This is a genomic window from Streptomyces cucumeris, assembly GCF_024295805.1.
Classification (GTDB): domain Bacteria; phylum Actinomycetota; class Actinomycetes; order Streptomycetales; family Streptomycetaceae; genus Streptomyces; species Streptomyces cucumeris.
Genome location: NZ_JANCLX010000004.1, coordinates 128760 through 155554 on the forward strand (window position 1 = coordinate 128760; position 26795 = coordinate 155554).

Consider the following 26795-nt stretch of genomic DNA (forward strand, 5'->3'; position numbering starts at 1 on the left):
TGGTGCGGTCCATGACCGTTGACGACGACCGCAGGCACGGGCACCACCCACACGCCGCGCGGCCCACCCAAGCCGTCGTCCTGGCCGGAGGCCAGGGCTCGCGGCTGCGCCCGTACACCGACGACCGTCCCAAGCCGATGGTCGAGATCCCGGGCACCGGGACCCCGATCATCGGCCACCAGCTCGCCTGGCTGGCCGCCGAGGGCGTCACCGACGCCGTCGTCTCCTGCGGCCACCTCGCCGCCGTCCTCCAGGACTGGCTGGAGTCGGCGGAGCTGCCGCTGCGGGTGACGACCGTCGTCGAGAAGGAGCCGCTGGGCCGCGGCGGCGGCCTGAAGTTCGCCGCCGCCTCGCTGCCGCATCCGGACCAGCCCTGGTACGCCACCAACGGCGACATCTGGACCCGGTTCTCGCTCCGCGACATGGCGGACTTCCACCACGAGCGCGGCGCGGTCGCCACCCTGGCGCTGGCACGCCCGCGGATTCCGTGGGGTGTGGTGGAGACGGACGAGTTCGGCCACGTCCTCGACTTCATCGAGGCGCCGCCGTCCCCGTACCTCATCAACGCGGGGGTGTACGTCTTCTCCGCCGAGTTCACCTCGCTGCTGCCGAACCGCGGCGACCACGAGCGCACCACCTTCCCCCGGCTCGCGCGCGAACGCCGCCTGGCGGGCTTCCCGCTGCCGCACGGGGCGTACTGGCGGGCGATCGACACCGCGAAGGACCTCACGGAGGCGGCCAAGGAACTGGCCGCCGGCCCGGCCCCGCACGGCCACGCCCCGCTGAGCTCCTCGCCGCCCATCCCGAGCGGCGGCTGAGGCCGGCCGCACGCCGGGGACCGGGAACGCGCGCCGGAGGTCTGACGAGGGGACCTGACTAACCGTCCGCCGGGCCCGCTCCGCCCCGGGGCAACGCGCCCTCACGCTCCAGCGTGCTCAGCCACTGCGTGACCACGGTCTCGATGAACGCGTCGGTGACCTCGCCGCGGTCGAAGAAGAGCCGGGCGAGGACCGGCCCGTAGAGCAGCGTGTACTCGTCGTCGGTGATCTGCACGCCGGAGGGCTCCAGCAGCCCGTTGAGCGCCGCGCGGCGGTCCTGGCCGATGCGGACGAGGGCCTGGGCGCTGTCGGGGTCGTGGTCGGACTGGGCGATGACGGCCAGCACCGCGGTACGGGTGGCCGGGTCGCTGATGCCGTCGCGCAGGCTCGTCAGCCAGGCGGTGGCCACGGTCCGCACATCGCCGCCCCGCTCGGGGTAGCCGCCCACGTCCGGGCCCTCCAGGATCAGATCGAAGAGGAGCGCGGCCCGGGTGGGCCAGTGGCGGTAGAGGGTCTGCCGGGTGACCTCGGCGCGCTCGGCCAGCAGCGCGTAGGTCAGCCCGGTCGGGCCGACCTCGGGCAGCAGGGCGCGGGCGACGGTCAGGACGCGGCCGCGGGTGCGCTGCACCCGCGGGTTGTCCGGGGTCGGCTGACGGCGGTGGAGGGGCGGCTGCATGGGCGCCATCCTAACCTTGAATCATACGCATCGTGTGATTCAAGCCATACGGTACGGCCCGTACGCCGTGCGGGGGCGCTGGACGGCGCCGTCCGCACCGACGCGGCGCGCCCCCGGGCGCCCATGCCGAGGGCCCGCACCGGACAACGGTGCGGGCCCCTGGCCGCGCGGCGCACCCGGACGGCCGGACCGGGGTGCCTCGTATGCCCTCAGTTCTCAGCCGCCGCCCAGCAGGCCGCCCAGGCCGCCGCCGCCCTCGCCACCACCCTCGCCGTAGCCGCCGGAGCCGCTGTCCTCCTCCGGAGCGCCCTCCGGTTCGCCGCCGGTCGTGCCGCCTCCGGCGCCACCGCTCAGCGACGGCGGGCTCATCGTCGTCCGCGGGGCGACGGGTGCCCGGCCCGGGGACTGCGGGGTGACGCGGGCACCGGGCTGGGACTGGCTCGGGCTGCCCGAGTCGTCTATGGTCCCGGTCGCGTTCGCCTCGCCCGGGTCGGTGGGCGACGCCGAGCGGGACGGGCTCGGGCTCGTCCGCCGGCGCTCGCTCGGGGACGGGGAGCCGCTGGCGTCGACCGGACCGCGCGCACCGCCGCGCGGGCTCTCCATCGACTTCCGCGGCACCGGCGAGCCCGGCACGCTGTTCGTCGGGATGTCCCTCGGCTCCGGCGCCCGCACCGTCTCGGAGGACCGCACGGCGCCGCCCAGCGACGAGCCGACCAGCAGCGTCAGCCCCGCCACGACCAGCGCCATCACGGAGCCCCGGCGCAGCACCCGGCGCCGCAGGTCCCACAGCTCGGCGCGCGGGCCGAGCCGCCGCCACGCCTCGCCCGCGAGACGGGCGTCGGCCGAGTACACCGGGGCGCCCGCGATGACCAGGGGGCTCCAGGCGGCGAGGTAGATGATGTCCGGGGCGTCGTAGACGGGGACCGTACGCCAGCTCACGGTCAGGATCAGGGCGGCCGAGAGCAGCGCGCCGAAGGCCGCCGCCAGCCGCTGCCACAGCCCCAGGATGGTGAGCACGCCCACCACGATCTGGAGGAACGCCACCGTCAGCCCGGCGCCCACCGGGTGCGCGAGCGCCAGCTCACGCAGCGGTTCGGCGATCGGCCAGGGGTGCAGCGAACGCAGCCAGGTGACCATCGAGCCGCGCTCGCCGCCGTCGAAGTAGACGGGGTCGGAGAGCTTGCCCATTCCGGCGTAGACGGAGATGAGGCCGAGGAAGATGCGGAGCGGGAGGAGGACGATGCCCAGGTTCATCCGCCGCCCGGGGTAGTAGGCGTGGCGCACCGAGTCCGCGTGACGGCGCGGGCGCGGCGCGGCGGTCTGCCGGGGCGCGTCCTGCTCGTCGTACCGGTCGCCGGTGCGGCCCGGGGCGCGGTCCTGGTCGGACGACTCCCCCGCGCGCGGCGGGCGTTGTCCGCCCCCGGCTCCGGCCCGCGGCACCGATTCCGTCCGCGGGCTGCGCGGTCCGATGACGGTGGGCGTGCCCTCGTCGAGTGCGATCCGCGGCAGCACCTGGGTGGCGCCCATGTCGCCGCCCCGGCCGCGGCCCTCGGACAGGCCGTCCTCGGAATACCGCACGGCCTGGAGGAGCCGGGTCGCCGCGGTGTCACCGCCGGGCCGGGTGCGACCGCTCCACACCACCGGCGGACGGCGCCGGGCCGGAGCGGGAACGCGGGTGAACCGGGCCGTGCCCGCCAGTGCGCGGCTCACCACCGGGGCGCTGAGCTGCACCCGGAAGCTGGGGGCGTTGACGGCGACCTGCGCCGGATCGCATGGCACCTTGGCCATGGTCAGCTGAGGCTCGTCGTCGAATCCCGGCGCGCGTCCCGCCAGCGGCCTGCGGGCTTTTCTGGTCTCCACACTCAACTAACCGAGTGACGGACGGGAAAGACACTGGCCGTGACCGTCTTGTGGTGTCCGAGGCCCGTCAAGTCAAGATCGTCGAGCGGGAGAAGCGGAGGCGGCGCGGTACGGAGCACCGCGCCGCCTGCGTCTCCGTGCCCGGCGCGTCCCCGTCCCGCCACGCGCCCCTGAGCAGCGCCGCACGCCCCACGCCTCAGCCCTCAGAGGCAGTACACCGCCCCGGCCGCCCGTAAGGGACACGCACCGCCGCACCGTGCACGGTGGGCCGACGGGCCCAGCACCCCGGCCGCACCGCTCGGCCGCCGCCGGCGGTGGAAAGCGTCACCCCACGCACGGACCCCGCAGCCGACCGATCCCAGCCGGGGCCGGCGGCCGGACGTCCGGTCGGCGTCACACCGTCAGGCAGGGCATGTGTGCCGGCAGCCGGCCACGCCGGCCGACGGCAGGGAGGGCACCGGCGCACGGCCGCGTGGGGCAACCAGCCGCAGCCGGGGTGGGCCCCGCAAGCCCGCGCGGCATGCGTCGCCCCCGGCAACCCGCCCGGCCACGGTCCCACCGGGCAGGGCACCCGGACGGGACCGCTCGACCGGCCTGGGCGAAGACCCGCCCGCCGGGCGCGCGGGATCGTACGCGGCCGACTGCGCCCCGGCCGATCGACCGGCCGTGGCCTCCGGGCCGCGCGCGCATCGCGCATACCGTGCACACCAGCGGCAGGGCCCGTGGGCGGGATCCGCCCACGGGCCTCGTACGTTCCGCTGCCGTCGGGCTATCGGCGGCGGCGGGACACCTCGTAGAGGACCACGCCCGCCGCGACACCGGCGTTCAGGGACTCCGCACCGCCCGGCATCGGGATCCGGACGCGGACGTCACAGGTCTCGCCGACCAGCCGCGACAGGCCCTTGCCCTCGCTGCCCACGACGATCACGACCGGGCCGTCCAGCACCTCCAGGTCCTGGAGCTCGACCTCGCCGTCGGCGGCCAGGCCGATCACCGTGAGCCCGGCCTTCTGGTAGGACTCCAGGGCGCGGGTGAGGTTGGTCGCGCGCGCCACCGGGGTGCGGGCGGCGGTGCCCGCGGAGGTCTTCCAGGCGCCCGCGGTCATCCCGGCCGCACGCCGCTCCGGCACCACCACACCGTGGCCGCCGAAGGCGGACACCGAACGCACCACGGCACCCAGGTTCCGCGGGTCGGTGACCCCGTCGAGCGCGACGATCAGCGGGTCCTCGCCGTCGTCGAAGGCGGCGGCGCTCAGGTCCTCGGGGTGGGCGTACTCGTACGCCGGAACCTGGAGCACCAGGCCCTGGTGGTTCAGCCCGTTGGTCATCCGGTCCAGCTCCGGGCGGGGGGCCTCCATCAGGTGGATGCCGCCGCGGTCCCCGGCCAGCTTCAGCGCCTCGCGCACCCGCTCGTCGCTGTCGATGAACTGCTGGACGTAGAGCATGGTCGCCGGAACGCCCTCGCGCAGCGCCTCGACCACCGGGTTACGGCCCACCACCAGCTCATTGGTGCCCTTGCCGCCGCCCCGGCGCTGGGGCGGGCGTCCCGTGGTCTTGCGGGCGCGGGCGTTGGCGATGCGCTGCTTGGCATGGCCCTTGCGCATCTCGGCGGGCGGGGTGGGGCCCTTGCCCTCGAGCGCCCGGCGCCGCTTGCCGCCGCTGCCGACCGTCGCACCCTTCTTGTTCGAGGTGCGTCGGTTCCTGCGCTGGCTGTTGCCGGCCATGAATGTCACCTATCTCTTCACTGCTCAGCGCTGCGCGGCAAGCGGAAAACGTATGTACGGTCATCAGTGTGCCGCCCGGCGCACCGGGCGGCACAAAGTGGGAGGTCAGGAACGGGCGGATACGGGGCGCGCGCGGCGCCTCAGCGGTTGCCCAGCTCCCACCGCGGCCCCGACGGGGTGTCCTCGATCACCAGCCCCGACTGCTGGAGCTGATCGCGGATCGCGTCCGCCGTCGCGTAGTCCTTGCGGGTCCGTGCGGCCTGCCGCTGCTCCAGGACCAGCCGGACCAGCGAGTCGACCACACCGTGCAAATCCTCGCCGCGGTCCGAGCCGCCCGACCAGCGCTCATCGAGCGGGTCCAGGCCCAGGACGCCCAGCATGGCCCGCACCTCGGCCAGCCGTGCGACGGCCGACTCCTTGTCGTCCGCGGTCAGGGCGGAGTTGCCCTGCCGGACGGTGGTGTGGACGACCGCGAGCGCCTGCGGCACCCCCAGGTCGTCGTCCATCGCCTCGGCGAAGGCGGGCGGCACCTCGGACGCGGGAGCGACCGTCTTCCCCGCCTTTTCCGTCACCCGCTGGATGAAGCCCTCGATCCGCGCGAACGCGGACTCGGCCTCGCGCAGGGCCTCCTCGCTGTACTCGATCATGGACCGGTAGTGCGGGGTGCCCAGGTAGTAGCGGAGCACGATGGGGCGCCAGCGCTTGACCATCTCGGAGACCAGCACCGAGTTGCCGAGCGACTTGCTCATCTTCTCGCCGCTCATGGTCACCCACGCGTTGTGCGCCCAGTACGCGGCGAAGTCGTCGCCGAACGCCTTGGCCTGCGCGATCTCGTTCTCATGGTGCGGAAAGATCAGGTCGATACCGCCGCCGTGGATGTCGAAGGCCCGGCCGAGGTACTTGTGCGCCATCGCCGAGCACTCCAGGTGCCAGCCCGGACGGCCGCGGCCCCAGGGCGTCTCCCAGCTCGGCTCGCCGGGCTTGGCCGACTTCCACATGGCGAAGTCGCGCTGGTCGCGCTTACCGGTCTCGCCCTCGCCGGAGGGCTGGCGCAGCCCGTCCAGCTCCTGGTTGGAGAGCCGGAGGTACTCGGGGAACGAGCGCACGTCGAAGTAGACGTTGCCCTCGGCGACATAGGCGTGACCCCGGTCGATCAGGGTCCGCATCATCTCGATCATCTCGGGGATGTGCCCGGTGGCCCGCGGCTCGTAGGTGGCGGGCAGGCAGCCGAGGGCGTCGTAGGCGCTGTTGAAGGCGCGCTCGTTCTCGTAGCCGATCGCCCACCACGGACGGCCCTGCTCGACCGACTTGGCGATGATCTTGTCGTCGATGTCCGTGACGTTCCGGATGAACGTGACGTCGTAGCCGCGGTGCAGGAACCAGCGGCGCATGATGTCGAAGTTCAGATTGGACCGGACGTGACCGATGTGCGGAGCGGCCTGCACGGTCGCGCCACACAGGTAGATCGAGACGCAGCCCGGCGTGAGCGGGGTGAAGTCACGGATCTGCCGGGCGCTGGTGTCGTACAGGCGAATAGTCACGCATCAAGGGTAGTGGGAAGGCGGGAGTGCCTTGCGCCCGATCCACCCAGGGACACAGAAGCGTGACACTTGGGACGCCCCGGGCCGGTTCAGAGGCTGCCGACGATCTTGCGGGGCGTGATCCGCACCACGATCCGCTCGGCGTCCTGCCCGGACGCCGGGTTGAACTCGGCGTAGGGCTTGCCCGTGTACTTCACCGACAGTTCGTCGATCAGCTCTTTGCCGCCCGCGGTGGTGTACGCCGCGGTGCCGCGGATCTCCGCGTAGGTGTACGGGGCGTCGGCGGGCTGGACCAGGACCGAGACCCGCGGATCCCGGTCGATGTTCTTCTGCTTCCGCCGCCCCATGGTGGTCGAGAACAGCAGCTCGTCCCCGTCACGCTTCACCCAGACCGGTGAAAGCTGAGAGCTGCCGTCGGGCTGGACGGTGCCGACGACGATGAAGACGGGGCTGTCGAGGAGCTGCTTGAGGCTCTCGGAGAGTGCGGTGGCCACGGCGGATCCTTCCCTCACGACCCTCACGAGGGGTCGTTCACGGTGGGCTGGGCTGACGGAGCACGGACGGAAGCGGGTCGCGGGTACCCGCTTCCGTACGTACCCAACGCACCGTCAAAGGTCAGCACCGTCTCCGGGAACAGGGCCCGTACGGACCACCAGCGCGGTGGCGACCGCCGCCAGCCCCTCGGCCCGGCCGGTCAGCCCGAGGCCGTCGGTCGTGGTGCCGGACACCGAGACGGGGGCGCCGACCGCGGCCGACAGCGCCTCGACCGCCTCGTCACGGCGCTTGCCGATCTTGGGGCGGACACCGATCACCTGGATCGCCACATTGCCGATCCCGAACCCGGCCGCCCGTACGATCCGGGCCGCCTCGGCGAGCAGCGTGACCCCGGCGGCACCGGACCACTCGGGGCGGTCGGTGCCGAAGTGGGCGCCGAGGTCGCCGAGGCCGGCGGCGGAGAAGAGCGCGTCACAGGCGGCGTGGGCGGCCACGTCACCGTCGGAGTGCCCGGCCAGGCCGTACTCCTCGCCCTCCCACAGCAGACCCGCGCACCACAGCTCGCGGCCCCGCTCGAAGGCGTGCACATCGGTGCCGATGCCCACCAGGGGCAGTCCCGCCGGCGGCCGGGGGGTCTCAGAAGCCATCGTTGGCCCTCCTGCGCGCGAGAACCGCCTCGGCCAGCACCAGGTCCAGCGGGCGGGTCACCTTGAACGCCTCCTCGTGGCCGGGGACGACCACGACCTCGACACCGAGCCGCTCGACCATGCCCGCGTCGTCCGTCGCCCCGTCGCCCGCCAGGACGATCTTCTCGTGGGCTTCGGCCAGCGTCGCGCGGTCGAAGCCCTGCGGGGTCTGGACGGCGCGCAGCCGGGCGCGCTCGGGGGTGCCGACGACCGGCTCGGGCTCGCCGGCCCGCTCACCGGTGCGCGGCTCGACCTGCTTGACGGTGTCGGCCAGCGGCAGCGCCGGGACGACGGCGGGCGCCCCGTCCCGTACGGCGGCGATGACCGCGTCCACCGTGTCCACCGGGACCAGCGGCCGGGCGGCGTCGTGGACCAGCACGGTGGCGACGTCCTCGGGTACGGCGGCCAGGCCGAGGCGCACCGACTCCTGGCGGGTCTCCCCGCCGGGGACGACGACCACATCGGCGCCGCGGCCGGTCAGCGGATGGTCGTCCAGCAGCCGCTGGACCTCCTCGGCGCCGTCCGGCGGGGCCACGACGACCACCAGGGAGACGGAGCGGGATCCGGCCATCGCGCGGACGGCGTGAACCAGCATCGGCGTACCGCTCAGGGGCCGGAGCGCCTTGGGCGCTCCGGGGCCCAGCCGCACGCCACGGCCCGCGGCCGGGATCACAGCGGCGGTACGGGCGGGGCGCTCGGGCGCGCCGGAGCCGCCGGGACTCATGGATACGGACATTGAGTTGGCGTTCAGGTTTGCTTCCTCGACCGAAATGGGTATGGCCACAGCGTGCCGGGCGCGATGCCTTGACCAGACCCTTCCGTGACGACTGGTCGAGCCAGTGCCCAGGGCCCGGCACACCTTCGCAACCGCCGCGGGGCGGTTCCTCCGCACCGCGGCACCAGCACAGCGCAACACCGGCACAGAGCGACACCGGAAGAGACCGACCGGCAGACAACGGCCCGGCACACGGTGCAGCGGACCGGGACACCAGGGTTCTGGTATGCGCGGTCCCGGTATGCACACATGCCGCAGCGCCCGGCGACAGACGGCTTAGAACATCAAGTCTGAGTCACTCGGGCACCGCGGCATTGATGTGTCAGGACGCGAGAACCTCATCAAGCAGGGCCTCGGCCTTGTCCTCATTGGTGCTCTCGGCGAGAGCCAGCTCGCTCACCAGGATCTGGCGGGCCTTGGCGAGCATGCGCTTCTCACCGGCGGAGAGTCCGCGCTCACGCTCTCGGCGCCACAGGTCGCGCACCACCTCGGCGACCTTGATCACATCGCCGGAGGCGAGCTTCTCGAGATTTGCCTTGTAGCGACGGGACCAGTTCGTCGGCTCTTCGGCGTAGGGTGCGCGGAGCACCTCGAAGACCCGGTCCAGCCCGTCCTGGCCAACCACATCACGCACACCGACGAACTCCGCATTGTCCGCCGGCACACGAACCGTCAGGTCACCCTGAGCGACCTTCAGCACCAAGTAGGTCTTGTCCACGCCTTTGATCTGGCGAGTTTCGATGGCCTCGATCAGCGCGGCCCCGTGATGGGGATAGACCACGGTGTCGCCAACCTTGAACGTCATGTGACAGGTACCCCTTCCGTGGCTATCCAGGGTAACACGGGAACGCCCTGTTCTGAATGGCGTTTTCGCAGGTCAGGGCATATCTCGGGGCTTGACAACAGCGCCCGGAACGTGCTGCGAGAGGCAGACGGAACCGGGTATTCGCAGGTGGGAGCCGCTGTACGGGCGGGCTGAAACCCGCGCGTTACCTGTCCCGAGAAGGTGCCCCGAGCGGCCGTACGTCCCGTTTTGCCGGAGTCCAGTCGATGGACTTCCGCTACTCCGTTCGGGCCGGCAGGCGCCAGATCCGGCCCTGATTCACGAATTGATCACCAGCGGACCGGATCACTCCCGTGATCAATTCCAGGACATCCACGGATTCCTTACCGATAATCTCCCGGCCGGGTCACCGAACCGATATTCAGCGCGGCTCCGGAAGGGGCCCGCGGACCGGCGTCGCGCTCAGGAGGCGGGTCGGGTGCGGCCCCAAGTGGGCGCATCGGTAACCTAAGCCCGCTGATCCAACTTTTACCTCGTCCTAGGAGATGCCGCCGCCGTGAGCAGCAGCCTTCGACGCGGCGCCCTCGCCGCCGCCGCCATCGTGGTCTCGGTCGCCCCGCTCTCCGCCTGCGCGGCCGGGAACGACGCGCAGACGCAGGAGATCAAGCCTGACAACGCCGCGACGTCCGTCGGCACCATCAAGATCCAGAACGTCAATGTGGTGACCCAGCCCGACGCCAAGGCCAAGGGCCCGGCCGTCGTCACCGGCAAGATCTTCAACGAAGGTGCTCGCAACGAGACCCTCAAGGCCATCACCCTCCCCGGCACCAGTGCCCGGGTGAAGCTCGCCCCGGCGAAGAAGGGCTCCGGCCCGATCGTGGTCCCGGCCGGTGGCTCGGTGATCCTCGGCGGCAAGGGCAACCCCTCCGCGGTCATCGCCAACGGACGGGAGGCCGCCCAGGACGGCAACGCCGAGCGCGTCGTGTTCGACCTCAGCCGCACCGGCGACGTCCCGATCACCGCGTTCGTCGTCCCGGCCCGCAGCTACTTCAAGGAGTGGGGCCCGACCGAGGTGCCGACCGCCACCCCGGGCAAGCCGACCGGCACGCCGACGGGCACCCCGTCCGGTTCGGCCACCACCGAGCCCGGTGAGCACCCGTCCGGCTCGGACACCAAGCCCGGTGGCACCACCAAGCCCGGCGGTGAGGACCAGACCAGCCAGCCGGGCCACGACAACATCGCGCCCGGTGAGCCGACGCCCAACGGCGCCCACTGAGCCCGCTCATGAGCGCGTCGTGAGCGCCGAGAGGGCCCCGGGAGCGGATGTGCTCCCGGGGCCCTCTCGCTGTGCCCTCAGCCGTACGCCACGGGCCGCCTGGGCCGCGGTCCGGCCTGCGGCCCCGGGTCCGGCCTACGGCTCGAACTTGTAGCCCAGACCCCGCACCGTGACCAGGTACCGCGGGGTGCCCGGGTCCGGCTCGATCTTGGCCCGCAGCCGCTTCACATGGACGTCCAGCGTCTTGGTGTCGCCCACGTAGTCCGCGCCCCAGACACGGTCGATGAGCTGCATCCGGGTGAGCACCCGGCCCGCGTTCCGCAGCAACATCTCCAGCAGGTCGAACTCCTTCAGCGGGAGATCCACCTTGCCGCCGTCCACCGTGACCACGTGCCGGTCCACGTCCATCCGGACCGGTCCGGCCTCCAGGGCCGCGGGGGTGACCTCCTCGGGCTCCCCGCGGCGGCGCAGCACGGCTCTGATCCGGGCCACCAGCTCGCGCGAGGAGAAAGGCTTGGTCACATAGTCGTCGGCTCCTATCTCCAGCCCGACGACCTTGTCGATCTCGCTGTCCTTGGCGGTCACCATGATCACCGGGACATTGGAGCGACCGCGGAGCTGACGGCACACCTCCGTACCGGGCAGCCCCGGCAGCATCAGGTCGAGCAGCACCAGATCGGCGCCGTTCCGCTCGAACTCGTCGAGCCCCTCCGGGCCCGTAGCCGCGATGGCGACCTCGAATCCCTCCTTGCGGAGCATGTACGACAGCGCGTCGCTGAACGATTCCTCGTCCTCGACGACCAGAACTCGGGTCACGGAAGGACCTCCGGGGCTGAAAGTGGTTCGTTGGAGAAGGTCTCGTACGGCCGGTCCTGGTCCGCTTCCTCGCCATCGAGGTCGGCCCCGGTCTCGTACGACTCGCTCGACGAGCGGTCCCGGTCCCTCGCCGCACCGGCTTCCGGGAGTCTCAGGGTGAAGGTGGAGCCCTGTCCCTCGGCGCTCCACACCGTGACCTCCCCGCCGTGCGAGGCGGCCACATGCTTGACGATGGCCAGGCCCAGCCCGGTCCCGCCGGTCTGCCGCGAACGGGCCGGGTCGACGCGGTAGAACCGCTCGAAGATCCGCTCGCGGTCCTTCTCGGAGATGCCGATGCCCTGGTCGGTGACGGCGATCTCGATCAGGTCGCCCCCGGTGGCGGGGATCCTGCGGGCGGCGATGCCGACGCGGGTGCGGGCCGGGCTGTAGTTCACCGCGTTCTCGACGAGGTTGCCGAGCGCGGCGGCGAGCTGGCCGCGGTTGCCCCACACATGCAGTTCGGCGGTACCGCCGGTGGCCATGGTGATGTGCTTGGTGCCCGCCTGGTGGCGGCAGCGGTCGATGGCCTCGGCGACCAGCTCGTCGACCCGGACCGGCTCGGCGTCCTCCAGCGGGTCGTCGTTCTGCACCCGGGAGAGATCGATCAGCTCCTGGACCAGACTGGTCAGCCGGGTCGCCTCGACCTGCATCCGCCCGGCGAAGCGGGTGACCGCCTCGGGGTCGTCCGAGGCGTCCATCACGGCCTCGGAGAGCAGCGACAGCGCACCGACCGGGGTCTTGAGCTCATGGCTGACATTGGCCACGAAGTCACGCCGGACCGCTTCGATCCGCCGGGCCTCGGTGAGGTCCTCCACCAGCAGCAGCACCAGCCGGGAGCCGAGCGGGGCCACTCTGGCCGACACCGCGAGGGCGTCGCCGCCGCGGCCGGTGCCGCGCCGCGCGAGGTCCAGCTCGATCTGGCGGATCTCACCGTCCCGCCGGGTGTCACGGGCCATCGCCAGCATCGGCTCGATGGCCAGTTTGCCGCCGCGCACCAGGCCCAGCGCATACGCGGCCGAGCTGGCCTTCACGACGGCGTCCGCCTCATCGAGGACGACGGCCGAGGAGCGCAGGACCGACAGCACGGTGTCCACACCGGGCGGCAGCACCGCATCGGTGTGCAGGGAGGAGCGCGTGGGCTTCGCCTGCTCGCGCTCGCTCCAGCGGAACGCCAGCATGGCGATCACACCGGTGCAGAGCCCGGCGAGCGCCGCCACTGCGGCGATCGCCGCGTTCACGTTCATGCATCCAGGTTATGCGGGGCACCGGACCCCTCCACAGCCCCGCAGCGGTCCCCTCGAACAGACGTTGCCCAGAGTTCACCGAGGGGTCGGCACCGGTTCACCCCGGGCCGTCCGCCGAGGGGGCCGGGCACGGCGCCGCGGGGGGCATGTTGCCGAGAGTTCACCGAGGGGTCGGACGTGGTTCACCCCCGATGCCGGAGCACGACGCGTTCCGGACGGAACGTGGGAGTGTGGGGGCGCGGGCGCGAGCCCACGCCGACCGGTCGGGGACCGGCCGGAGATCGATCAGATCTCTGTGACAACCGATGAGAACCGACGAGAACCGATCCACGGAGATTACGGAGATCTCTGGAGATCAGCAGAGATCCGTGAGCAGAGATCCGTCAGCGAAGTCAGTGAGAGAAGGTCAGTGATGCGGGACGCGTACCACGAGGAGCTGGATTCGATCGGGGAGGGCCTGGTCGACATGGCCCGGCTGGTCGGTTCGGCCATCGGCCGTGCCACCACCGCCATGCTGGACGCGGACCTCAAGCTGGCGGAGACCGTCATCGCCGCCGACGAGAAGGTCGACGATCTCCAGCGCGAACTGGAGAACCGCGCGATAGCCCTGCTGGCCCGGCAGCAGCCGGTCGCCACCGATCTGCGCATCGTCGTCACCAGTCTGCGGATGAGCGCCGACCTGGAGCGCTCCGGCGACCTCGCCCAGCACGTCGCCAAGCTGGCCCGGCTGCGCTTCCCGGCCACGGCCGTCCCCCGCGACCTGCACGCCACCATCCTGGAGATGGGCCAGCTCGCCCAGCGGCTGATGGCGAAGGCGGGCGAGGTCATCATCACCAAGGACGTCGACCTCGCGCTCCAGCTCGAGCAGGACGACGACGCGATGGACATGCTCCACCGCACCCTCTTCCAGCACCTGATGGACGACCGCTGGAAGCACGGCATCGAGACCGCCGTCGATGTGACCCTGCTGGGCCGCTACTACGAGCGGTTCGCCGACCACGCGGTCTCGGTCGCCAAGCGTGTCGTCTACCTGGTCACCGGTGAGCACGCGGACGAGATCGTCCAGCAGCAGGACCCCGTCGAAGGGACGTGACACGGGGGTGTCGCCCGGGTGGGACGCCGGAGTGTGACACACGGGCGTGACACCGGGGTGTCACACCGGGGCGCGAGAACCGGGGCGTGACGCCGCCTCGGCCGTATGCCTCCGCGCGCCGTCCGTGCGCCCCTGCGTACGGACGGCGGATCGGCACCATGAGCAGCAGGTGACCCCTCTCGAGGAGGCGACACATGGCGGACCTCGCCAAGACCGGCCCCACGACCACCCCAGCCACCACCCGCCCGCCGGCCGACCGGCGCCCCGTGCACCCTCCGCTCGCCGCCTGCGGTTGCAGCTCGGGCTGCGGCTGCGGCTGCCAGTCCGGCGGGCCCTGCCAGTGCGGTGGGTGCTGCGGCTGACGCGCGCGTGAAGGGGCCCGGGGCCGCGAGGCGGTCCCGGGCCCCTTTCCCGTTTCCTGCGCGGGCCCCGCGCGGGTTCCTGCGCGGGGGCGCGGCCGGGCCGCTAGGCGACCTCGATGCCGTATGCCTGGACCAGTTCCTCCAGGCCGCCCTCGTATCCCTTGCCGCCGATGACGAAGTCCCAGTCGCCGCTCGCGCGGCGGCGGAACGAGCCGAGCACCAGGGCGGTTTCGCCGCGGCGCCCTTCGGAGACCTCCAGTCGTCCGAGCTCGGTCCGCGCGGGGTCCAGCAACCGGATGTGCGCCTCGGTGAAGCCGGACAGATCGGCCGCGGGGTCGGCGTCCGGATCGACCGCGGCGACGATCACCAGCCGGTCGGCACCCTCCGGCAGCGCGTCGAAGGACACCCGGAGCGCGGCCTTGTCCGGTGCGGCCGCGGGCAGCGCGCGCACCGTACCGTCCGGTGTCCGGGGGTTGTTGAAGAACACGAAGTGTTCGTCGCTCAGCACCCGGTTGCCGTGGCAGACCAGTGCGCACACATCCACGGCGACCCCGCCCGCCCAGGACATGCCGAGCACATTGTGGTCACCGCTGTCGTCCGCCCCGTCGCCACCGCCCGCGTCGGCCACGCTGGCCGGCCCCGGCGAAGGCGCGGTGGCCGCGGCGCCACCGGCGCCCAGCCGTCCGCGCAGCCCGTGGCGCTGGAGCAGATCGACCAGTTCACCGCCCGACACCAGCTCCAGCGGCTTGCCGTGGGCGAAGGCGTGCGAGCCGGGGCCGAAGCGGGACGTGGTGACCAGGACGCCCTTGTTGGCACCGGCGTCCTGGACCGTCCCGTACAGATCGCGGACGGCGGTCGGCGGCACGGTGTTGCGGTAGCGCTTCACCTGCACGACGATCTTGCCGCCCCGGATCGGAGCCGGATCGAGCGCGTCGACGTCCACCCCGCCGTCGTTCGAACGCTGGGTGGTGACGGCCTGCATGCCCATGGCCCGGAAGAGCTCCGCGACCAGCGACTCGAAGGCGACCGGATCCATCTCGTACAGATCCGGCTCCTCGTCCCCGCCGTGCGTGACGACGCCGTTGCCGACATCACCGGGCACCCGGCCGGGCCGTACCGCCGCGCGCTGGTCGGGACGGGCCGACAACCGGCCGCGGAGCCCGTCCACCAGGCAGTCGACCGGGTTGACCTGCTCCAGGTGCAGCGCGTCGAAGGCGGTGCGCGAGGCCATCACGGTGGCCAGGAAGATATGTTCGCGCCGGCCGGTCGCGGGGTCGTGGTCATCCACGAACCCGTTCAGCGCGACCGACTCCAGCGCGCCGAACTCGTCCGCCGCGAACAGGTCGCGCAGCACCAGCAGCACGCACTGGGCGAGCACGTCCCGGTAGAGCGCGCGGCGCTGGGCCGCCGGGCGGGCCGTCTCCTTGTCCTGGTCCGCGGTAGGCATGTACCGCACGGACTTCGTCTCCGGGACGACGTCGTACTTGGGCAGCTCCCAGTCGAGCACGAGCTGCCGGGCGCCGGAGTCGTATCCCGCGGACACCTGGCGCGGCAGCCCTTCCGGCCAGGCGGAGGACGCGTAGAGCGCGGCGGAGAAGTACTCCACGGCGGCACCGGAGTCGCCGTTGCGCAGTCCCGACGTCATCTCGGTGATGCCGGTGTTGTGGCGGCGTATCGCGCTCAGCCGGCCGTCGGCCCACTGCTCGTACTGCTGCCGGTACGCCTCCAACTGACGCTGCCGCTGGGTCTCCGCGGCCTGCGCCGCCTGCCAGTCACGCTCGAACCGGGAACGCGCCTCCGCCTGCGCCTGGGCGCGCCGGCTGGCACCGAACCCCCAACCGCCCTGCGGCTGGTACTGGTACTGGTTCGGATCCGGCATCGGCACCGGCGTGGCCAGGGCACCCGGGGCGAACGGCTCGATCCGCTCGGCGCGGGTGAGCGCCGAGGCCCGGAACGCGGGCGCCCGGCACCCGGCGACCAGCAGCCCCCGCAACGCCTCGACGCGCGACTCCAGTTCCTCCGTCCGCCGCCGTGCCTCGGCCTCCCGCTGCTGCCGGTAGGCGGCCTTCTGCTCACGCTGACTACGCGCTAACTCCCGCTGCCAAGCCCGCTCCTGGCGTTCCCGCTCCCGCTGCTCCCTGGCCCGCGCCTCCATCTGGCGCTGCTGCTGCCGCTGGGCCTCGGCCCAGACCCCGACCAACCCGCTCGAGCGACGACTCATGCTCTCCAGGCCCTCCCCCCAAGGTCCCGATGCCCCCGCATCGAACCCCTGACCCCATGTTCCTCACGAATGAGACAACTTTAGTGCTCAACCACTGCTTCGCCCATGCACGGGCAGATAACAACCTGGATGCCCGTTGGGGGGCGGCGCGAAGCGCGAGGCGTTGGACGACGCGAAGGGCAGGAACGCGCTGGCGCCGACAGCTTCCCTGCCTGCACAGTACTCACCGTGGATCAAGGAGCCGCGGCGATCATCGCTGCCATCGCGGGTGTCGGGGGAACGGCCATCGGAGCCTTGATCGCGGCCCGGGCCGCACGCCAGCAGGTGCACCAGCAGGCGGTCACCGAACACCGGCACTGGCAGCGCCAGGCCCGCAACGACGCCTATGCGACCTTCCTGACCCGCCTCGACGCCATGGGACGGGCAAGTGATCATGCGACGGTGGAAGTGGACCACCAACCACAGGCGGATGAGACCGATGCCGCGGTGGAGGCCTGTCTCACCGCGACCCGCGAAATGCGCGCCGCGGTGGCGCTGGTGGCCGTGGCGGGGCCCCACCAGATGGCGGACCTCGCCCGGCAATCACAGGACGCCGCGGAAGTGATCTCGGACAATATCGTCTATTACACGGGGCTCTTGATAGAAGACCCCGGTCGTGGCCGCGAATTCTGGGATCTGATGAGCGAGCTCAGGGACGAACTCAACGCCCTTGAAGGAGAGTTCATTCGCGGCGCGGCCGATGCGCTGTCGCCGCCGAGCGCGGCGTGAGCTGTCTATCGCTTCAGCGCTCGGTAGCGCTTCATCAGCGCGATGATCCGAGTCTGGTCCGCCCGGCCGTTGAGCTCGGTCAGGAGATCGTCAGGGCACAACTCATAGAAATCGCCCCACCATCGACGGCCGTGGTTGTCCCAGATGCGGTAGCCGCCCGGCACCCCTCTGGCAACGTAACGCCTTCTGCCCACAGACCCCCCGCTTCCCCGTACAACTCATGCCGTTGCAGACGGTACGGAGGCGGGGCCGGCCGTCAAAGGCAATTTTCGACAGCCGGCCGGCACGCTCTACTGCTGTTTCCGTTGGCCGAGGATGCAGAACTCATTGCCTTCGGGGTCCTCCATGACAACCCACGACTGCTCGCCCTGACCGATGTCGACACGCTTCGCACCATGCGCCTCGAGCCGAGCCACCTCGGCCGCCTGGTCATCCGGCCTGAAGTCCAGATGCAGCCGGCTCTTGGCCGTCTTGGCCTCCTCGGCCCGGACGAAGTCCAACCCTGGCGTGCGATCCGGCGCCGGACGGATCTCGAACTCATCATCATCGGCGTGAACGACCACCCAGCCGAGCGCCGTGGCCCACCACTGCCCCAGGGCCGCCGGATCCACCGAGTGAACGATTACCTGTTCCCATTCCAAGGTCATCCGCGGAGTGTAGGCACACCGGGGCTTCCGAAACAGGCACTTGACGTGCCTGGAGTCTGTCAAGCGAGGCTTTCCAAGCCGAGCTTGGCCAGTCGCGATCGGATGGCGCCGGGCTTTCGGCCGAACTGCTTCCCGAGAGTGTCGAAGTCACGCTCCCCCTGCTGGTAGAGCGCAAGGAGGCGAGCATCGTCCTCCGTGGACCAGGCATGGCCCATCTGCGGATAGCGAGCACGCAGCTCTTCCGGCGACTCTCGCCTCCTGCCGGGCTCGCCCTGGGGACAGACGGACTCGATGATGTCCAACGGGAACTCTCCGACGTGGGTGCCTGCGAGCCAGAGGTTCAGGTGGCTGTCGTCGAACGTGATCCGGTCGGCTTGGACAGTGACTGCTCGTCGGAGGACGTCGCTGTCGTTCGGATCCTGGTGGTAGTCGGTGAACGTCAGACGGAACGCTGTGCGCACGGTGGATTCCCCCATGAGGCCATCCTGACGCGACCGTGGCGTACACGGAAGATCGTTTCTCGCCCTTACCCGCCGTACGCGGCGCGGCGCCGGGCGGGGCACGCGCGCTGGCTGGGCGCCTAGACGAGGAGCATCCCGCCACGCAGATACCGGGGCGCGCCTTCCCCGGTCGCATGGAGTGCGGCTTCGAACCTGCGCCTCAGACGGCCTCGCAGGGCATCGGCAGCCTGCGCGGGAGAGGCGAATCGCAGTTCCGACAGCTCGTCGTCATGGGGGCGTACGGATGCGGCTTGGTCGTGGGTGAGGGTTCCGCCGTCGAAGATGAAGGCGATCTGATCGTCCCAGGGGCCATGGGGTGGCACCCAGTCGATGACGAGTGGGCGCAGCCGTATGAGGTCGAGCCCCAGCTCTTCCTTGATTTCACGCCGTGCCGTGTCGTCGGGGGCTTCGTTGGCCTCGGACATACCGCCGGGGAGGTCCCATCCGGGTTTGTAGGTGGGTTTCACCAGCAGGACACGGCCGTCCGGGTCGCGGAGGAGGACGTCGGCGGCGACGCGTTTGCGGGCCTGGGTGGCGTTGCCCTCGGCGAGATAGGCGTTCCAGGCGGCGGGATCATCAGGGGTGGGCCTCATGGGGCGATGCTTCCCTGCTGCGCGGAGTTGGGGGACCACGCGGACGGAGCCGGGGGTGAGGTCGGCGGTGATCAGCCCATGTCAGCAGGATTCTCATGGCCGCCCACCGGGGTCGACTTGACCGTGAACCACACCGTCTTGCCCACCGCGTGGTCGATGCTCCCCCATGCGTCGGAGAGTTCGCCGACGAGCAGCAGACCACGGCCGTGCTCGTCGCCCGCGTGGGGCGTTTGGACCACGGGGTGGCCGGGGCCGGAGTCGCGAACCTCGATGCGCACCTGCTCCTGGTCGGCCGTGATGTGAACGGCGAAGAAGCGGCCGGGCGGTACGCCGTGGAGGAGAGCGTCCATCCGCTCACCTTATTGCCTTTCGCGAAATGCGGCAAGGTAGTCTCCAGTGGTGGCCACCAGTTCGCTTACTGTGTAAAGCGGCAAGGTGTGCGGAGGCCGATCAGGCACCAAGGGAGGGGCCCAGTGGTCAGCGACGCGTGGATCAGCACCTCGATGCCCTATCTGCAAGCGGCCCCGGGAGGCCAGGGCGACACATGGGGCGCGGAGGCGGCCGCGCGCGGCCGACGCGGGACACAGCGGATCGTGCACGCGGGCGAAGTCCCGGCATCGGCTGTCGTGGCCCGCCTTCTCGGCGTGGACCAGGGGGACGTGGTCGTCGTACGGCGGCGGATCATGTACCTCGACGACCAGCCCTGCGAGCTGACCGACTCCTACTACCCCGCCCGCGTCGCCGCGGGAACCGCACTCTCGGGCACGGCCAAGATCCGCGGCGGAGCTGTGCGCCTGCTCGCTGAACTGGGCCACGTGGGACGCCGGGTGCAGGAGGATGTCACCGCGCGGATGGCGGACGAGCAGGAACGGGACCTGCTGCGGAGCGCAGAGGACGCCCCGGTCCTGTGCCTGGAACGCGTCGTCCTGGACGGGAGCGAGCGGCCGATCCAGGCCGACCTGATCACGATGCCCGCCGACCGCCAACGCCTGCGCTACGAACTCAGGATGGGATGACCGTGCCGAAGGCCGAACAGGACGCGTCCGACCGCCGGTCGCTGCATGAGCGGATCGCCGCCGACCTCCGCGACGAGATCATGTCCGGCGACCTGCCTCCGGGCGCCAACCTGCCCTCGACCGCCCAGCTCAAGGAACGCTTCACCGCATCCAACGCCACCGTGCAGAAGGCCCTGCAACTGCTGAAGGACGAGGGCCTCGCGGTCGGCCGCGCCGGAGCCGCCGTCACCGTACGCGAGCACCGCCAACGCACCATGCGCCCCGCCTCCTACATGGCTCCGGCCGCACCCGGCGAGCCCTATCGCTGGATCAGCGAAGCCGCCGGCCACCAGGCACGCGGCAGCAGCCGCCTCCTCGACGTCACCGAGACCCGCCCGCCCGCGGACGTCACCGAAGCCCTGCGGCTCCCCGCCGACGGCACGGCCCTGATGCGGGCACAGGTGCTGCTCATGGACGACGAACCCGTAGAACTCGTCACGTCCTACTACCCGCTGGACCTGGCCCGCGGCACCGCGATGATGCACCGTCGCAAGATCAAGGGCGGCACCCCGGCCCTCCTCGCGGAGCTGGGTCACCCACCGCGTCTCAGCGTCGACAAAGTGTCCGCCCGCGTCCCCACCCAGGAGCAGTACACCGTGCTCGGCCTCCCGGGGAACCTGCCGGTGCTGCGGACCCTGCGCGTCGTCTACAGCGACGGCGACCGCCCCATCGAAGCCACGGTCATGGCCAAGGCGGGCCATCTCTACGAGCTCCAGTACGAGTTCACACCGTCGTAAGGGGAATGGCCCGCTCGCCGGGGAAAGTCGTGGTCAGGGGATTGGACGGACAGCCAACTGGAGTGTGGACGCTGTGCTATCGCCGGTGGGTCCGGCCGGGACGACACTGGGAGGGTGCTCCGGCGATCCGCGAGATCACCGAAGCGCGAAGTTCACTCCGCAGCTCCGCCCCGCCGACTCCGGCGGGGCGGTCTGCTCCAAGCGATACGAAGGTGCACCACCTGATGCGACTGAAGAGGGCTCTCTCCAGCCTGGCGGCGGCTACGACGATCAGCGTCGCCGGCATAGTCGGCCTGTCGGCTTCTCCTGCCGCGGCGGCCGCCGCGGACTTCAACTACGACCGCCCTGCCGTCGGCGACCTCGACGCCACGATCGACGCGTGGAAGGACAGCCGGATGCTCGGTTCCGTCACATGGCAGGCCGACCCCGGTTCGGGCGGCACCAGGGGAGACACGCTGTGCGTCAGGGACAACTGGAGTGACGGGCGGTACATCGTGGGCACCACCGGTGAAGGCCACACGGCGAGCACCAAGGGGCACTCATCGAGTTACAACAAGTGTGTGACGGTGAATGTGCCCGAGGGCATGCCCATGATGATGCGGATGACCATCCACGGATCGGACGGCACCGAGCAGTCGTCCCCCTTCGAGATCAAGGGCTGATCTCGTTCCCGGTCAGTGACCCAGCGGCCCGGACGCCGTGAAAACGCCCCCGATCCGCGCCATGAGCACGGGTCGGGGGCGTGATCGCAAGGGCTACTTCTTCTTGCCCTGGTTCTTGACCGCCTCGATGGCCGCCTTCGCGGCGTCCGGGTCGAGGTAGGTGCCGCCCGGGGTGAGGGGGCGGAAGTCGGCGTCGAGCTCGTAGGAGAGCGGGATGCCGGTGGGGATGTTCAGGCCCGCGATGTCGGCGTCGGAGATGCCGTCGAGGTGCTTGACCAGGGCGCGCAGCGAGTTGCCATGGGCGGCGACCAGGACGGTGCGGCCGGTGAGGAGGTCGGGGACGATGCCGTCGAACCAGTACGGGAGCATACGGACGACGACGTCCTTCAGGCACTCCGTCTGCGGACGCAGCTCCGGCGGGAGCGTGGCGTAGCGCGGGTCGGAGAACTGGGAGTACTCGGCGTCGACCGGCAGCGGGGGCGGCGGGGTGTCGAAGGAACGGCGCCAGAGCATGAACTGCTCCTCACCGAACTCGGCGAGCGTCTGGGCCTTGTCCTTGCCCTGGAGGGCGCCGTAGTGGCGCTCGTTGAGGCGCCAGCTGCGGTGGACCGGGATCCAGAGGCGGTCGGCCGCTTCCAGGGCGAGCTGCGCAGTGCGGATGGCGCGCTTCTGGAGGGACGTGTGGACCACGTCGGGCAGCAGGCCGGCGTCCTTCAGCAGCTCACCGCCGCGGACTGCCTCCTTCTCGCCCTTCTCGTTGAGGTTGACGTCCACCCAGCCGGTGAACAGGTTCTTCGCGTTCCACTCGCTCTCGCCGTGGCGGAGGAGGATCAGCTTGTACGGTGCGTCGGCCATGCGCTCGAGCCTACTGGACCCGTCTGAGGCGGCCGAGGGGCGGACCGTTTCGTTCCGGTTGTGAATTCAGTAGCGGTGCCCTGATGGGATCTGTAAGGTGCGGATCCGGGAAGAGATGCTTACATCGCGGGTATGCGGGGGGTCGCCGATGTCGCCGAAGTCCGTCGTCCGGCTGCGACAGGCAGCGAAGGAGACCGTCTCGGGGCTGCCCCGGGCGTTCTGGTGGCTGTGGATCTCCACGCTGGTGAACCGGCTGGGAGGTTTTGTCGCCACCTTCCTTGCCATGTACCTGACTGTAGAGCGCGGCTACTCGGCGACCTTCGCCGGTCTGGTGGGGGCGCTGTACGGACTGGGCGGGGCGGTGTCGGCCGTGGTCGCCGGGGTGCTGACCGACCGGCTGGGGCGGCGGCCCACGCTGCTGGTGTCACAGCTTTCGACGGCGGTCACGGTCGCCGTGCTCGGCTTCGTCGAGCACCCGGTCGCCATCGCCGTCGTGGCCTGCCTGGTGGGTATGACGAGCAACGCGTCCCGGCCCGCGGTGCAGGCGATGATGGCCGACATCGTGGCGCCCGGGGACCGGGTCCGGGCCTTCGCGCTCAACTACTGGGCGATCAACCTCGGCTTCGCCTTCTCGGCGATGGCCGCCGGACTGATCGCCAAGCACGGATATCTCACCCTGTTTCTGACCGACGCCGTGATGACACTGCTCTGCGCCGTCATCGTCTTCGCCAAGCTGCCGGAGTCCCGGCCGGAGCGGGACGCCGACGGGTCCGCAGGGGACGAGCGGGCGACCGGGCTCGGCGCGGTGCTGCGCGACCGGCGGTTCATGGCCGTGGTCGCGCTGTCGTACCTGCTGGCCAGCCTCTTCCTGCAGGGCTTCGTGGCCCTGCCGGTGGCGATGGGCGAGGACGGGCTCTCCAGCTCCGACTTCGGACTGGCCATCGCGACCAACGGGGTGCTGATCGTGGCCGTGCAGATCCCGGTGACGCGCTTCATCGAGCACCGCGATCCGGCGCCGCTGCTCATCGTCTCCGCGCTGCTCACCGGATGCGGTTTCGGGCTCACCGCCTTCGCCGGATCGGTGGGCGTCTACGCGCTGGCCGTCGCCGTCTGGACGCTCGGCGAGATCATCAACTCCCCCACCCAGATGGGCCTGGTGGCCCGGCTCTCCCCCACCCACGGCCGCGGGCGCTACCAGGGGATGTACGTACTTTCCTGGTCCCTCGCCTCGCTCACCGGACCGCTGATCGGCGGCGCGGTCATCGACCACTTCGGCGCGGACACGCTGTGGGCGGCCAGCGCGGTGGTCGGCGTGATCGCCGCCGCCGGATACGCGGCGCTGGGGCGTACGCTGCGCGCCCGGCCGGTGGAGGAGGCACACCCGGACACCGTCTCCATGGACCTGGATCGAGGTCTGAAGGACGTGCCGGTCGTCCGGGACGCCGACACCGTCGGCTGACGGACCGACGGACCCGACGGACGTGGCCTACGGCGTCTGGCGCGGCAGGATCGATCCGATGTCGATACTCGGCCGTGGCGGCGACGGCAGCGGACGGCCCGTGATCGGCGGACGGACCCCCGTCGGCAGGAGCGGCCCCGTCGGCAGCGCCGTGGGGAGTCCTGTCGGCAGGTCCGGCCCGGTCGGCAGTCCGTACGTCGGCACCGCGCCCGGCACACCGCCGCCCGGCGTCTGCGTCCAGTTGTTCACCGGCGGCCGGTAGTACGACGGTTCGTCCCGGCCGCTCCACAACAGATACGCCAGCCCCGTCACCCCCAGCAGCACCGTGAGCGCCAGCGCCCGTATCGCGCCGATGCGCCGGCGCGCGGGCTCCGGCACCCCGGGGGTGATGCTGACGCTGCGCACCTCGTCCCGGGGCGCGCCCGGGGACGCCTTCGCCTCGGCCCGGTCCGGCAGCGGAGCCCGTTCCGCCACGCCCAGCGCGGCCAGATGCAGCCCCAACCGCTGGGTCTGACCGGGCATCTGGACGGCCGTCTCGGCCCAGGAGTGGATCGTCTCGGGTGCGAGTCCGTCGGGCGGGACGAGGGTGCCCGGTCCGGTCCAGTGCATCGCCCAGTACGCGGTGCCGCCCGCCACCAACTGCGCCCCGATCAGCACGGACAGCGCGGCGGCCAGCGGTTCCAGCGGCTCCCGCCCCGCCGACTCGACGGGGTCGAGGCGGGCGTTGAGGGCGCGGGCCAGTGGCATCCGGCGGCCGCTGTCCACCAGCCGCAGCACCCGGTGGATGGTCAGCGGACCGGTCCGTTCCCCGTCCGTCTCCTCCCGCTCGACCGTACGCACCGCGTCCGCCAGTGGTGTCAGGATCCGGGTGGCGCGCTGGGTGGCCAGCAGTGCGAGCCAGTCGCGCCACGGAATCGTCTCCGCCGCCCCGGGACACAGCGACCGGCCCAGCTCGGCGGCGTAACGAGCGGGTGCGGCCGGGGCGGCCGCGGCGGCCGGAGCCGGCGGCCCTTCGGCGTGGGGCGCGGCCATGTCCGGGGCCGCGGGCAGGGCACGCAGCCGCCGCAGCCGGGTGGCCAGATCCGGATGCGGATCGTCGGGGTCCGCGGGCCGCCGGACCGCCTCGTCCAGCACCTCGGCCATCAGCTCCCGCAGTTCGGGGGCCTCGGCCATCTGCGCGAAGATCCGGAACGGATCGTCCGGGGCACAGCCGCGTGCCCGGCGCATCGGGACCAGGAACTCCACGATGAACTCCGGCCACAGCCGCTCCAGTACGGCCGTGGAGCGCAGCGCGTCGGCCACCGCGTCCGCACCGGCCACCCGGGCGGCCTCGCGGTCCGCCTCCAGCTCCTGCCGCCGCCGGACCGGCCGGGTGAGCCGGCGGAAGACCCGGGCGTAGAGCCCGACCAGCCCGAGCGGTCCGCCCGCGTACAGCCGGACCAGGTCATTGGCGGACGAGGCGTCCCGGATCGCCTGCCGGGCGGCCTCGAGTCCGGCCGTACCGCGCTGGGCGAGGGCGCCGAATCGGTTGTGGCGACGGGAGAAGTGGCCCAGCTCATGGGCGAGGACGGCGCGCAGTTGGGCGGGCGGCAGCCCGGCCAGCAGAGGCAGTCCGAGGTAGAGGGTGCGGGAGCCGGGCACCAGGCCCAGGAACGAGGCGTCCTCGGTGACGGAGGCGTTGACCTCGGTGGTGAGCCGGATATGGTCCGGCCGCCGGGTGCCCACGGCGAGGGCCAGTTCCTCGACCACGGCCCATAACTCCGGTGCGCCGCGCCTGCTGACCCACACCGTGCCCGCGGGCGGTCCGGCGGGGCGGGCGGTGCGGATCACCGCCCACACCATCCCGGCGATCGCCGGGGCGAACGCAGCGCAGAGCAGGATGACGTTGGTCGGCGGAGTGGTCGCGGTCGGCTGTGTGGAGCCCCATAACGCCAGGACCAGGAAGCCCACCCACAGCAGCACCAACACCACGACCAGCCCGTAGAACCCCGCGAGCAGGGCCACCGCCAGCAGGGCGCGGGCGGCGGCGATCACCGCTCCACCCGACGGCGTCCGTCGCACGGGCCGTTCCCGCGTCCGCGCTCCTCCGCGCGCAGTCCGTCCAGCAGCCATGCGGCGGCGGCCGACAGCAGTGCGCACAGCGGGTCGCGCGGGCTGAGGCTCAGCAGCCGCTCGCCCTCGCGGTCGGTCCCGGGCGGGACGTCCAGCAGCAGGGTGAGCCGGTTGCGGGCCTTGTGCAGATTGCTGCCCACACCCCGCTGGGTGATCCCGAGTTCGGTGGATATCTCCTGGTAGCTCATGCCCGAGGTGGCCATGACGATCACCTCGCGCTGCCGCGGCGGCAGCGTGGTGATGGCGCGCAGCGTGGCCAGCGCCTCGGAGGTCTCCTCCACGGTGGCGGCGGGCGAGGCCGGGACGACCAGCTCGACCGGCTTCCAGCGGTATCGCCAGCGCTTGCCGTCCCGTGCCAGCTTGCGCCGCATGGTGGTGAGGATCCAGCCCTCCGGGGAGGGGCAGGACCGCACCGCGGGCCAGCGCTTCAGGGCCTCGATATACGCCTCTTGCAGAGCGTCCTCGACGCCCTGCCGGTCGACGCCGAACCGCATCAGCGCGGTGGCCATGAGCGCGCGATGGGTGCGGGCGTAGAAGGCATCGAACTCCTCGCTGGACTCCGGTACCCCGTCGGACGCAGGCGTCTCGCCGGACCTGGGTTCGCGCTCCTCGCGCTCCCCGGCCAGGCCGCTCATACCCGGCCCCCGTCCCGCGCCTCGGCGCCGCCCGGACCGGCGCGGCCGCACTCGGCCTCCCCGGGGCGGCGGACGGTCAGCGCCGCGCCGTCCGCCCGGTGATCGGTGAGCACCGTGCCCGGCCCCGACCCGCGTACCAGCTCCACCACCATGCGCGCCCGGATCCGTTCCCCCGAACGCGCCGCAAGCCAGCGAATGACGTCCCCCATCAGCCGCAGCACCCCCACCGTCACGACCGTTGCCACCGTGAGCCACGGATTGTCCATGAGCACCGTTGTGTCTCCCCTTCATGGTTCCCGGCTGGAGCCGGTTCACCATGAAGAGCCTTCGGAGAACGGTTTTCTTCACCGCCTTCTTCACCGC

General features: G+C 71.6%; 28 protein-coding genes. 8 read left to right on the plus strand and 20 right to left on the minus strand.

All coding sequences use genetic code 11. The annotated features are described in order from the left end of the window. The first annotated feature begins 11 nt into the window (after nucleotides 1–11). Nucleotides 12–818 carry a nucleotidyltransferase family protein gene (locus NMK44_RS07495; protein WP_254739669.1) on the plus strand — a complete coding sequence of 269 codons (807 nt, stop codon included), beginning with the start codon at nucleotides 12–14 and terminating at the stop codon, nucleotides 816–818. 58 nt (nucleotides 819–876) lie between these two features. Here the strand turns inward: NMK44_RS07495 and NMK44_RS07500 are convergent, their stop codons facing one another. The 8 genes from NMK44_RS07500 to NMK44_RS07535 form a co-directional block, all read right to left on the minus strand. Then, on the minus strand, nucleotides 877–1494 hold the full coding sequence (locus NMK44_RS07500; RefSeq protein ID WP_254739671.1) for a TetR/AcrR family transcriptional regulator: 618 nt from the start codon (nucleotides 1492–1494) through the stop codon (nucleotides 877–879). A 216-nt stretch (nucleotides 1495–1710) separates the two neighbouring features. After that, on the minus strand, nucleotides 1711–3282 hold the full coding sequence (locus NMK44_RS07505; protein ID WP_254739672.1) for a DoxX family protein: 1572 nt from the start codon (nucleotides 3280–3282) through the stop codon (nucleotides 1711–1713). An 841-nt stretch (nucleotides 3283–4123) separates the two neighbouring features. Continuing rightward, nucleotides 4124–5077: a 23S rRNA (guanosine(2251)-2'-O)-methyltransferase RlmB gene (rlmB, locus tag NMK44_RS07510; RefSeq protein WP_254739674.1), complete on the minus strand. Its 954-nt coding sequence runs from the start codon at nucleotides 5075–5077 to the stop codon at nucleotides 4124–4126. A 140-nt stretch (nucleotides 5078–5217) separates the two neighbouring features. After that, nucleotides 5218–6618 carry a cysteine--tRNA ligase gene (gene cysS / locus NMK44_RS07515; RefSeq protein WP_254739676.1) on the minus strand — a complete coding sequence of 467 codons (1401 nt, stop codon included), beginning with the start codon at nucleotides 6616–6618 and terminating at the stop codon, nucleotides 5218–5220. Between the two features lie 89 nt (nucleotides 6619–6707). After that, a complete protein-coding gene (locus NMK44_RS07520) occupies nucleotides 6708–7112 on the minus strand; it encodes a PPOX class F420-dependent oxidoreductase (protein ID WP_254739678.1) in 405 nt (134 codons plus the stop codon). A 114-nt stretch (nucleotides 7113–7226) separates the two neighbouring features. After that, on the minus strand, nucleotides 7227–7760 hold the full coding sequence (gene ispF, locus NMK44_RS07525; protein WP_254739680.1) for a 2-C-methyl-D-erythritol 2,4-cyclodiphosphate synthase: 534 nt from the start codon (nucleotides 7758–7760) through the stop codon (nucleotides 7227–7229). After that, nucleotides 7750–8523 carry a 2-C-methyl-D-erythritol 4-phosphate cytidylyltransferase gene (ispD, locus tag NMK44_RS07530; RefSeq protein ID WP_374215247.1) on the minus strand — a complete coding sequence of 258 codons (774 nt, stop codon included), beginning with the start codon at nucleotides 8521–8523 and terminating at the stop codon, nucleotides 7750–7752. Before ispD ends, ispF begins: the two co-directional genes overlap by 11 nt. Before the next feature lie 373 nt (nucleotides 8524–8896). Further along, nucleotides 8897–9379 (minus strand): CarD family transcriptional regulator, encoded by a 483-nt coding sequence (locus tag NMK44_RS07535; RefSeq protein ID WP_009716930.1) that lies wholly within the window; start codon nucleotides 9377–9379, stop codon nucleotides 8897–8899. Between the two features lie 535 nt (nucleotides 9380–9914). Here NMK44_RS07535 and NMK44_RS07540 point away from each other — a divergent pair. After that, nucleotides 9915–10634, plus strand: a complete 720-nt coding sequence (locus NMK44_RS07540) for a DUF461 domain-containing protein (protein WP_254739684.1) — start codon at nucleotides 9915–9917, stop codon at nucleotides 10632–10634. A 135-nt stretch (nucleotides 10635–10769) separates the two neighbouring features. On the opposite strand, the gene phoP is transcribed toward NMK44_RS07540, so the two are convergent. Next, a complete protein-coding gene (phoP, locus tag NMK44_RS07545) occupies nucleotides 10770–11450 on the minus strand; it encodes a two-component system response regulator PhoP (RefSeq protein ID WP_176182212.1) in 681 nt (226 codons plus the stop codon). Then, complete coding sequence (gene phoR, locus NMK44_RS07550) at nucleotides 11447–12733, minus strand: two-component system sensor histidine kinase PhoR (RefSeq protein WP_254739686.1); 1287 nt, start codon at nucleotides 12731–12733, stop codon at nucleotides 11447–11449. The genes phoP and phoR overlap by 4 nt, the downstream gene beginning before the upstream one ends. A 412-nt stretch (nucleotides 12734–13145) precedes the next feature. Between phoR and phoU the strand changes: the two genes are divergently transcribed. After that, nucleotides 13146–13826, plus strand: coding sequence for a phosphate signaling complex protein PhoU (gene phoU / locus NMK44_RS07555; protein ID WP_254739688.1), 681 nt, complete (start codon nucleotides 13146–13148; stop codon nucleotides 13824–13826). A gap of 465 nt (nucleotides 13827–14291) precedes the next feature. Here phoU and NMK44_RS07560 read toward each other — a convergent pair whose 3' ends face one another. Continuing rightward, nucleotides 14292–16409 carry a restriction endonuclease gene (locus NMK44_RS07560; protein ID WP_254739690.1) on the minus strand — a complete coding sequence of 706 codons (2118 nt, stop codon included), beginning with the start codon at nucleotides 16407–16409 and terminating at the stop codon, nucleotides 14292–14294. 228 nt (nucleotides 16410–16637) lie between these two features. On the opposite strand from NMK44_RS07560, the gene NMK44_RS07565 reads away from it, so the two are divergent. After that, nucleotides 16638–17177, plus strand: a complete 540-nt coding sequence (locus tag NMK44_RS07565) for a hypothetical protein (RefSeq protein ID WP_254739692.1) — start codon at nucleotides 16638–16640, stop codon at nucleotides 17175–17177. A gap of 5 nt (nucleotides 17178–17182) precedes the next feature. Here the strand turns inward: NMK44_RS07565 and NMK44_RS07570 are convergent, their stop codons facing one another. From NMK44_RS07570 to NMK44_RS07590, 5 genes are all read right to left on the minus strand, one after another. Then, nucleotides 17183–17371, minus strand: a complete 189-nt coding sequence (locus NMK44_RS07570; RefSeq protein ID WP_254739694.1) for a hypothetical protein — start codon at nucleotides 17369–17371, stop codon at nucleotides 17183–17185. A gap of 96 nt (nucleotides 17372–17467) precedes the next feature. Beyond that, nucleotides 17468–17824: a VOC family protein gene (locus tag NMK44_RS07575; protein ID WP_254739696.1), complete on the minus strand. Its 357-nt coding sequence runs from the start codon at nucleotides 17822–17824 to the stop codon at nucleotides 17468–17470. A gap of 59 nt (nucleotides 17825–17883) precedes the next feature. Next, the gene (locus NMK44_RS07580) at nucleotides 17884–18300 is read right to left on the minus strand and encodes a hypothetical protein (RefSeq protein ID WP_254739698.1); all 417 of its coding nucleotides are present in this window, start codon (nucleotides 18298–18300) and stop codon (nucleotides 17884–17886) included. 104 nt (nucleotides 18301–18404) lie between these two features. Continuing rightward, nucleotides 18405–18917 (minus strand): NUDIX domain-containing protein, encoded by a 513-nt coding sequence (locus NMK44_RS07585; protein ID WP_254739700.1) that lies wholly within the window; start codon nucleotides 18915–18917, stop codon nucleotides 18405–18407. A gap of 71 nt (nucleotides 18918–18988) precedes the next feature. Further along, a complete protein-coding gene (locus NMK44_RS07590; protein ID WP_254739702.1) occupies nucleotides 18989–19267 on the minus strand; it encodes an ATP-binding protein in 279 nt (92 codons plus the stop codon). A gap of 123 nt (nucleotides 19268–19390) precedes the next feature. Between NMK44_RS07590 and NMK44_RS07595 the strand changes: the two genes are divergently transcribed. From NMK44_RS07595 to NMK44_RS07605, 3 genes are all read left to right on the plus strand, one after another. Further along, nucleotides 19391–19933 carry a GntR family transcriptional regulator gene (locus tag NMK44_RS07595; RefSeq protein ID WP_254739704.1) on the plus strand — a complete coding sequence of 181 codons (543 nt, stop codon included), beginning with the start codon at nucleotides 19391–19393 and terminating at the stop codon, nucleotides 19931–19933. Then, on the plus strand, nucleotides 19930–20709 hold the full coding sequence (locus NMK44_RS07600) for a GntR family transcriptional regulator (RefSeq protein WP_254739706.1): 780 nt from the start codon (nucleotides 19930–19932) through the stop codon (nucleotides 20707–20709). Before NMK44_RS07595 ends, NMK44_RS07600 begins: the two co-directional genes overlap by 4 nt. Nucleotides 20710–20933: 224 nt before the next feature. Next, the gene (locus NMK44_RS07605) at nucleotides 20934–21371 is read left to right on the plus strand and encodes a hypothetical protein (protein ID WP_254739708.1); all 438 of its coding nucleotides are present in this window, start codon (nucleotides 20934–20936) and stop codon (nucleotides 21369–21371) included. A 93-nt stretch (nucleotides 21372–21464) separates the two neighbouring features. Here the strand turns inward: NMK44_RS07605 and NMK44_RS07610 are convergent, their stop codons facing one another. Continuing rightward, a complete protein-coding gene (locus NMK44_RS07610; RefSeq protein WP_254739710.1) occupies nucleotides 21465–22226 on the minus strand; it encodes a phosphoglyceromutase in 762 nt (253 codons plus the stop codon). A gap of 148 nt (nucleotides 22227–22374) precedes the next feature. Between NMK44_RS07610 and NMK44_RS07615 the strand changes: the two genes are divergently transcribed. Beyond that, nucleotides 22375–23685 carry an MDR family MFS transporter gene (locus tag NMK44_RS07615; RefSeq protein ID WP_254739711.1) on the plus strand — a complete coding sequence of 437 codons (1311 nt, stop codon included), beginning with the start codon at nucleotides 22375–22377 and terminating at the stop codon, nucleotides 23683–23685. Nucleotides 23686–23712: 27 nt separating this feature from the next. Here NMK44_RS07615 and NMK44_RS07620 read toward each other — a convergent pair whose 3' ends face one another. From NMK44_RS07620 to NMK44_RS07630, 3 genes are read right to left on the minus strand one after another with little or no spacing between them, the layout of a single operon-like run. Continuing rightward, on the minus strand, nucleotides 23713–25746 hold the full coding sequence (locus NMK44_RS07620; protein ID WP_254739713.1) for a M48 family metalloprotease: 2034 nt from the start codon (nucleotides 25744–25746) through the stop codon (nucleotides 23713–23715). Beyond that, nucleotides 25716–26432, minus strand: coding sequence for an RNA polymerase sigma factor (locus tag NMK44_RS07625; protein WP_254739715.1), 717 nt, complete (start codon nucleotides 26430–26432; stop codon nucleotides 25716–25718). Before NMK44_RS07625 ends, NMK44_RS07620 begins: the two co-directional genes overlap by 31 nt. Further along, a complete protein-coding gene (locus NMK44_RS07630) occupies nucleotides 26429–26698 on the minus strand; it encodes a hypothetical protein (RefSeq protein WP_254739716.1) in 270 nt (89 codons plus the stop codon). Before NMK44_RS07630 ends, NMK44_RS07625 begins: the two co-directional genes overlap by 4 nt. Nucleotides 26699–26795: the final 97 nt, after the last annotated feature.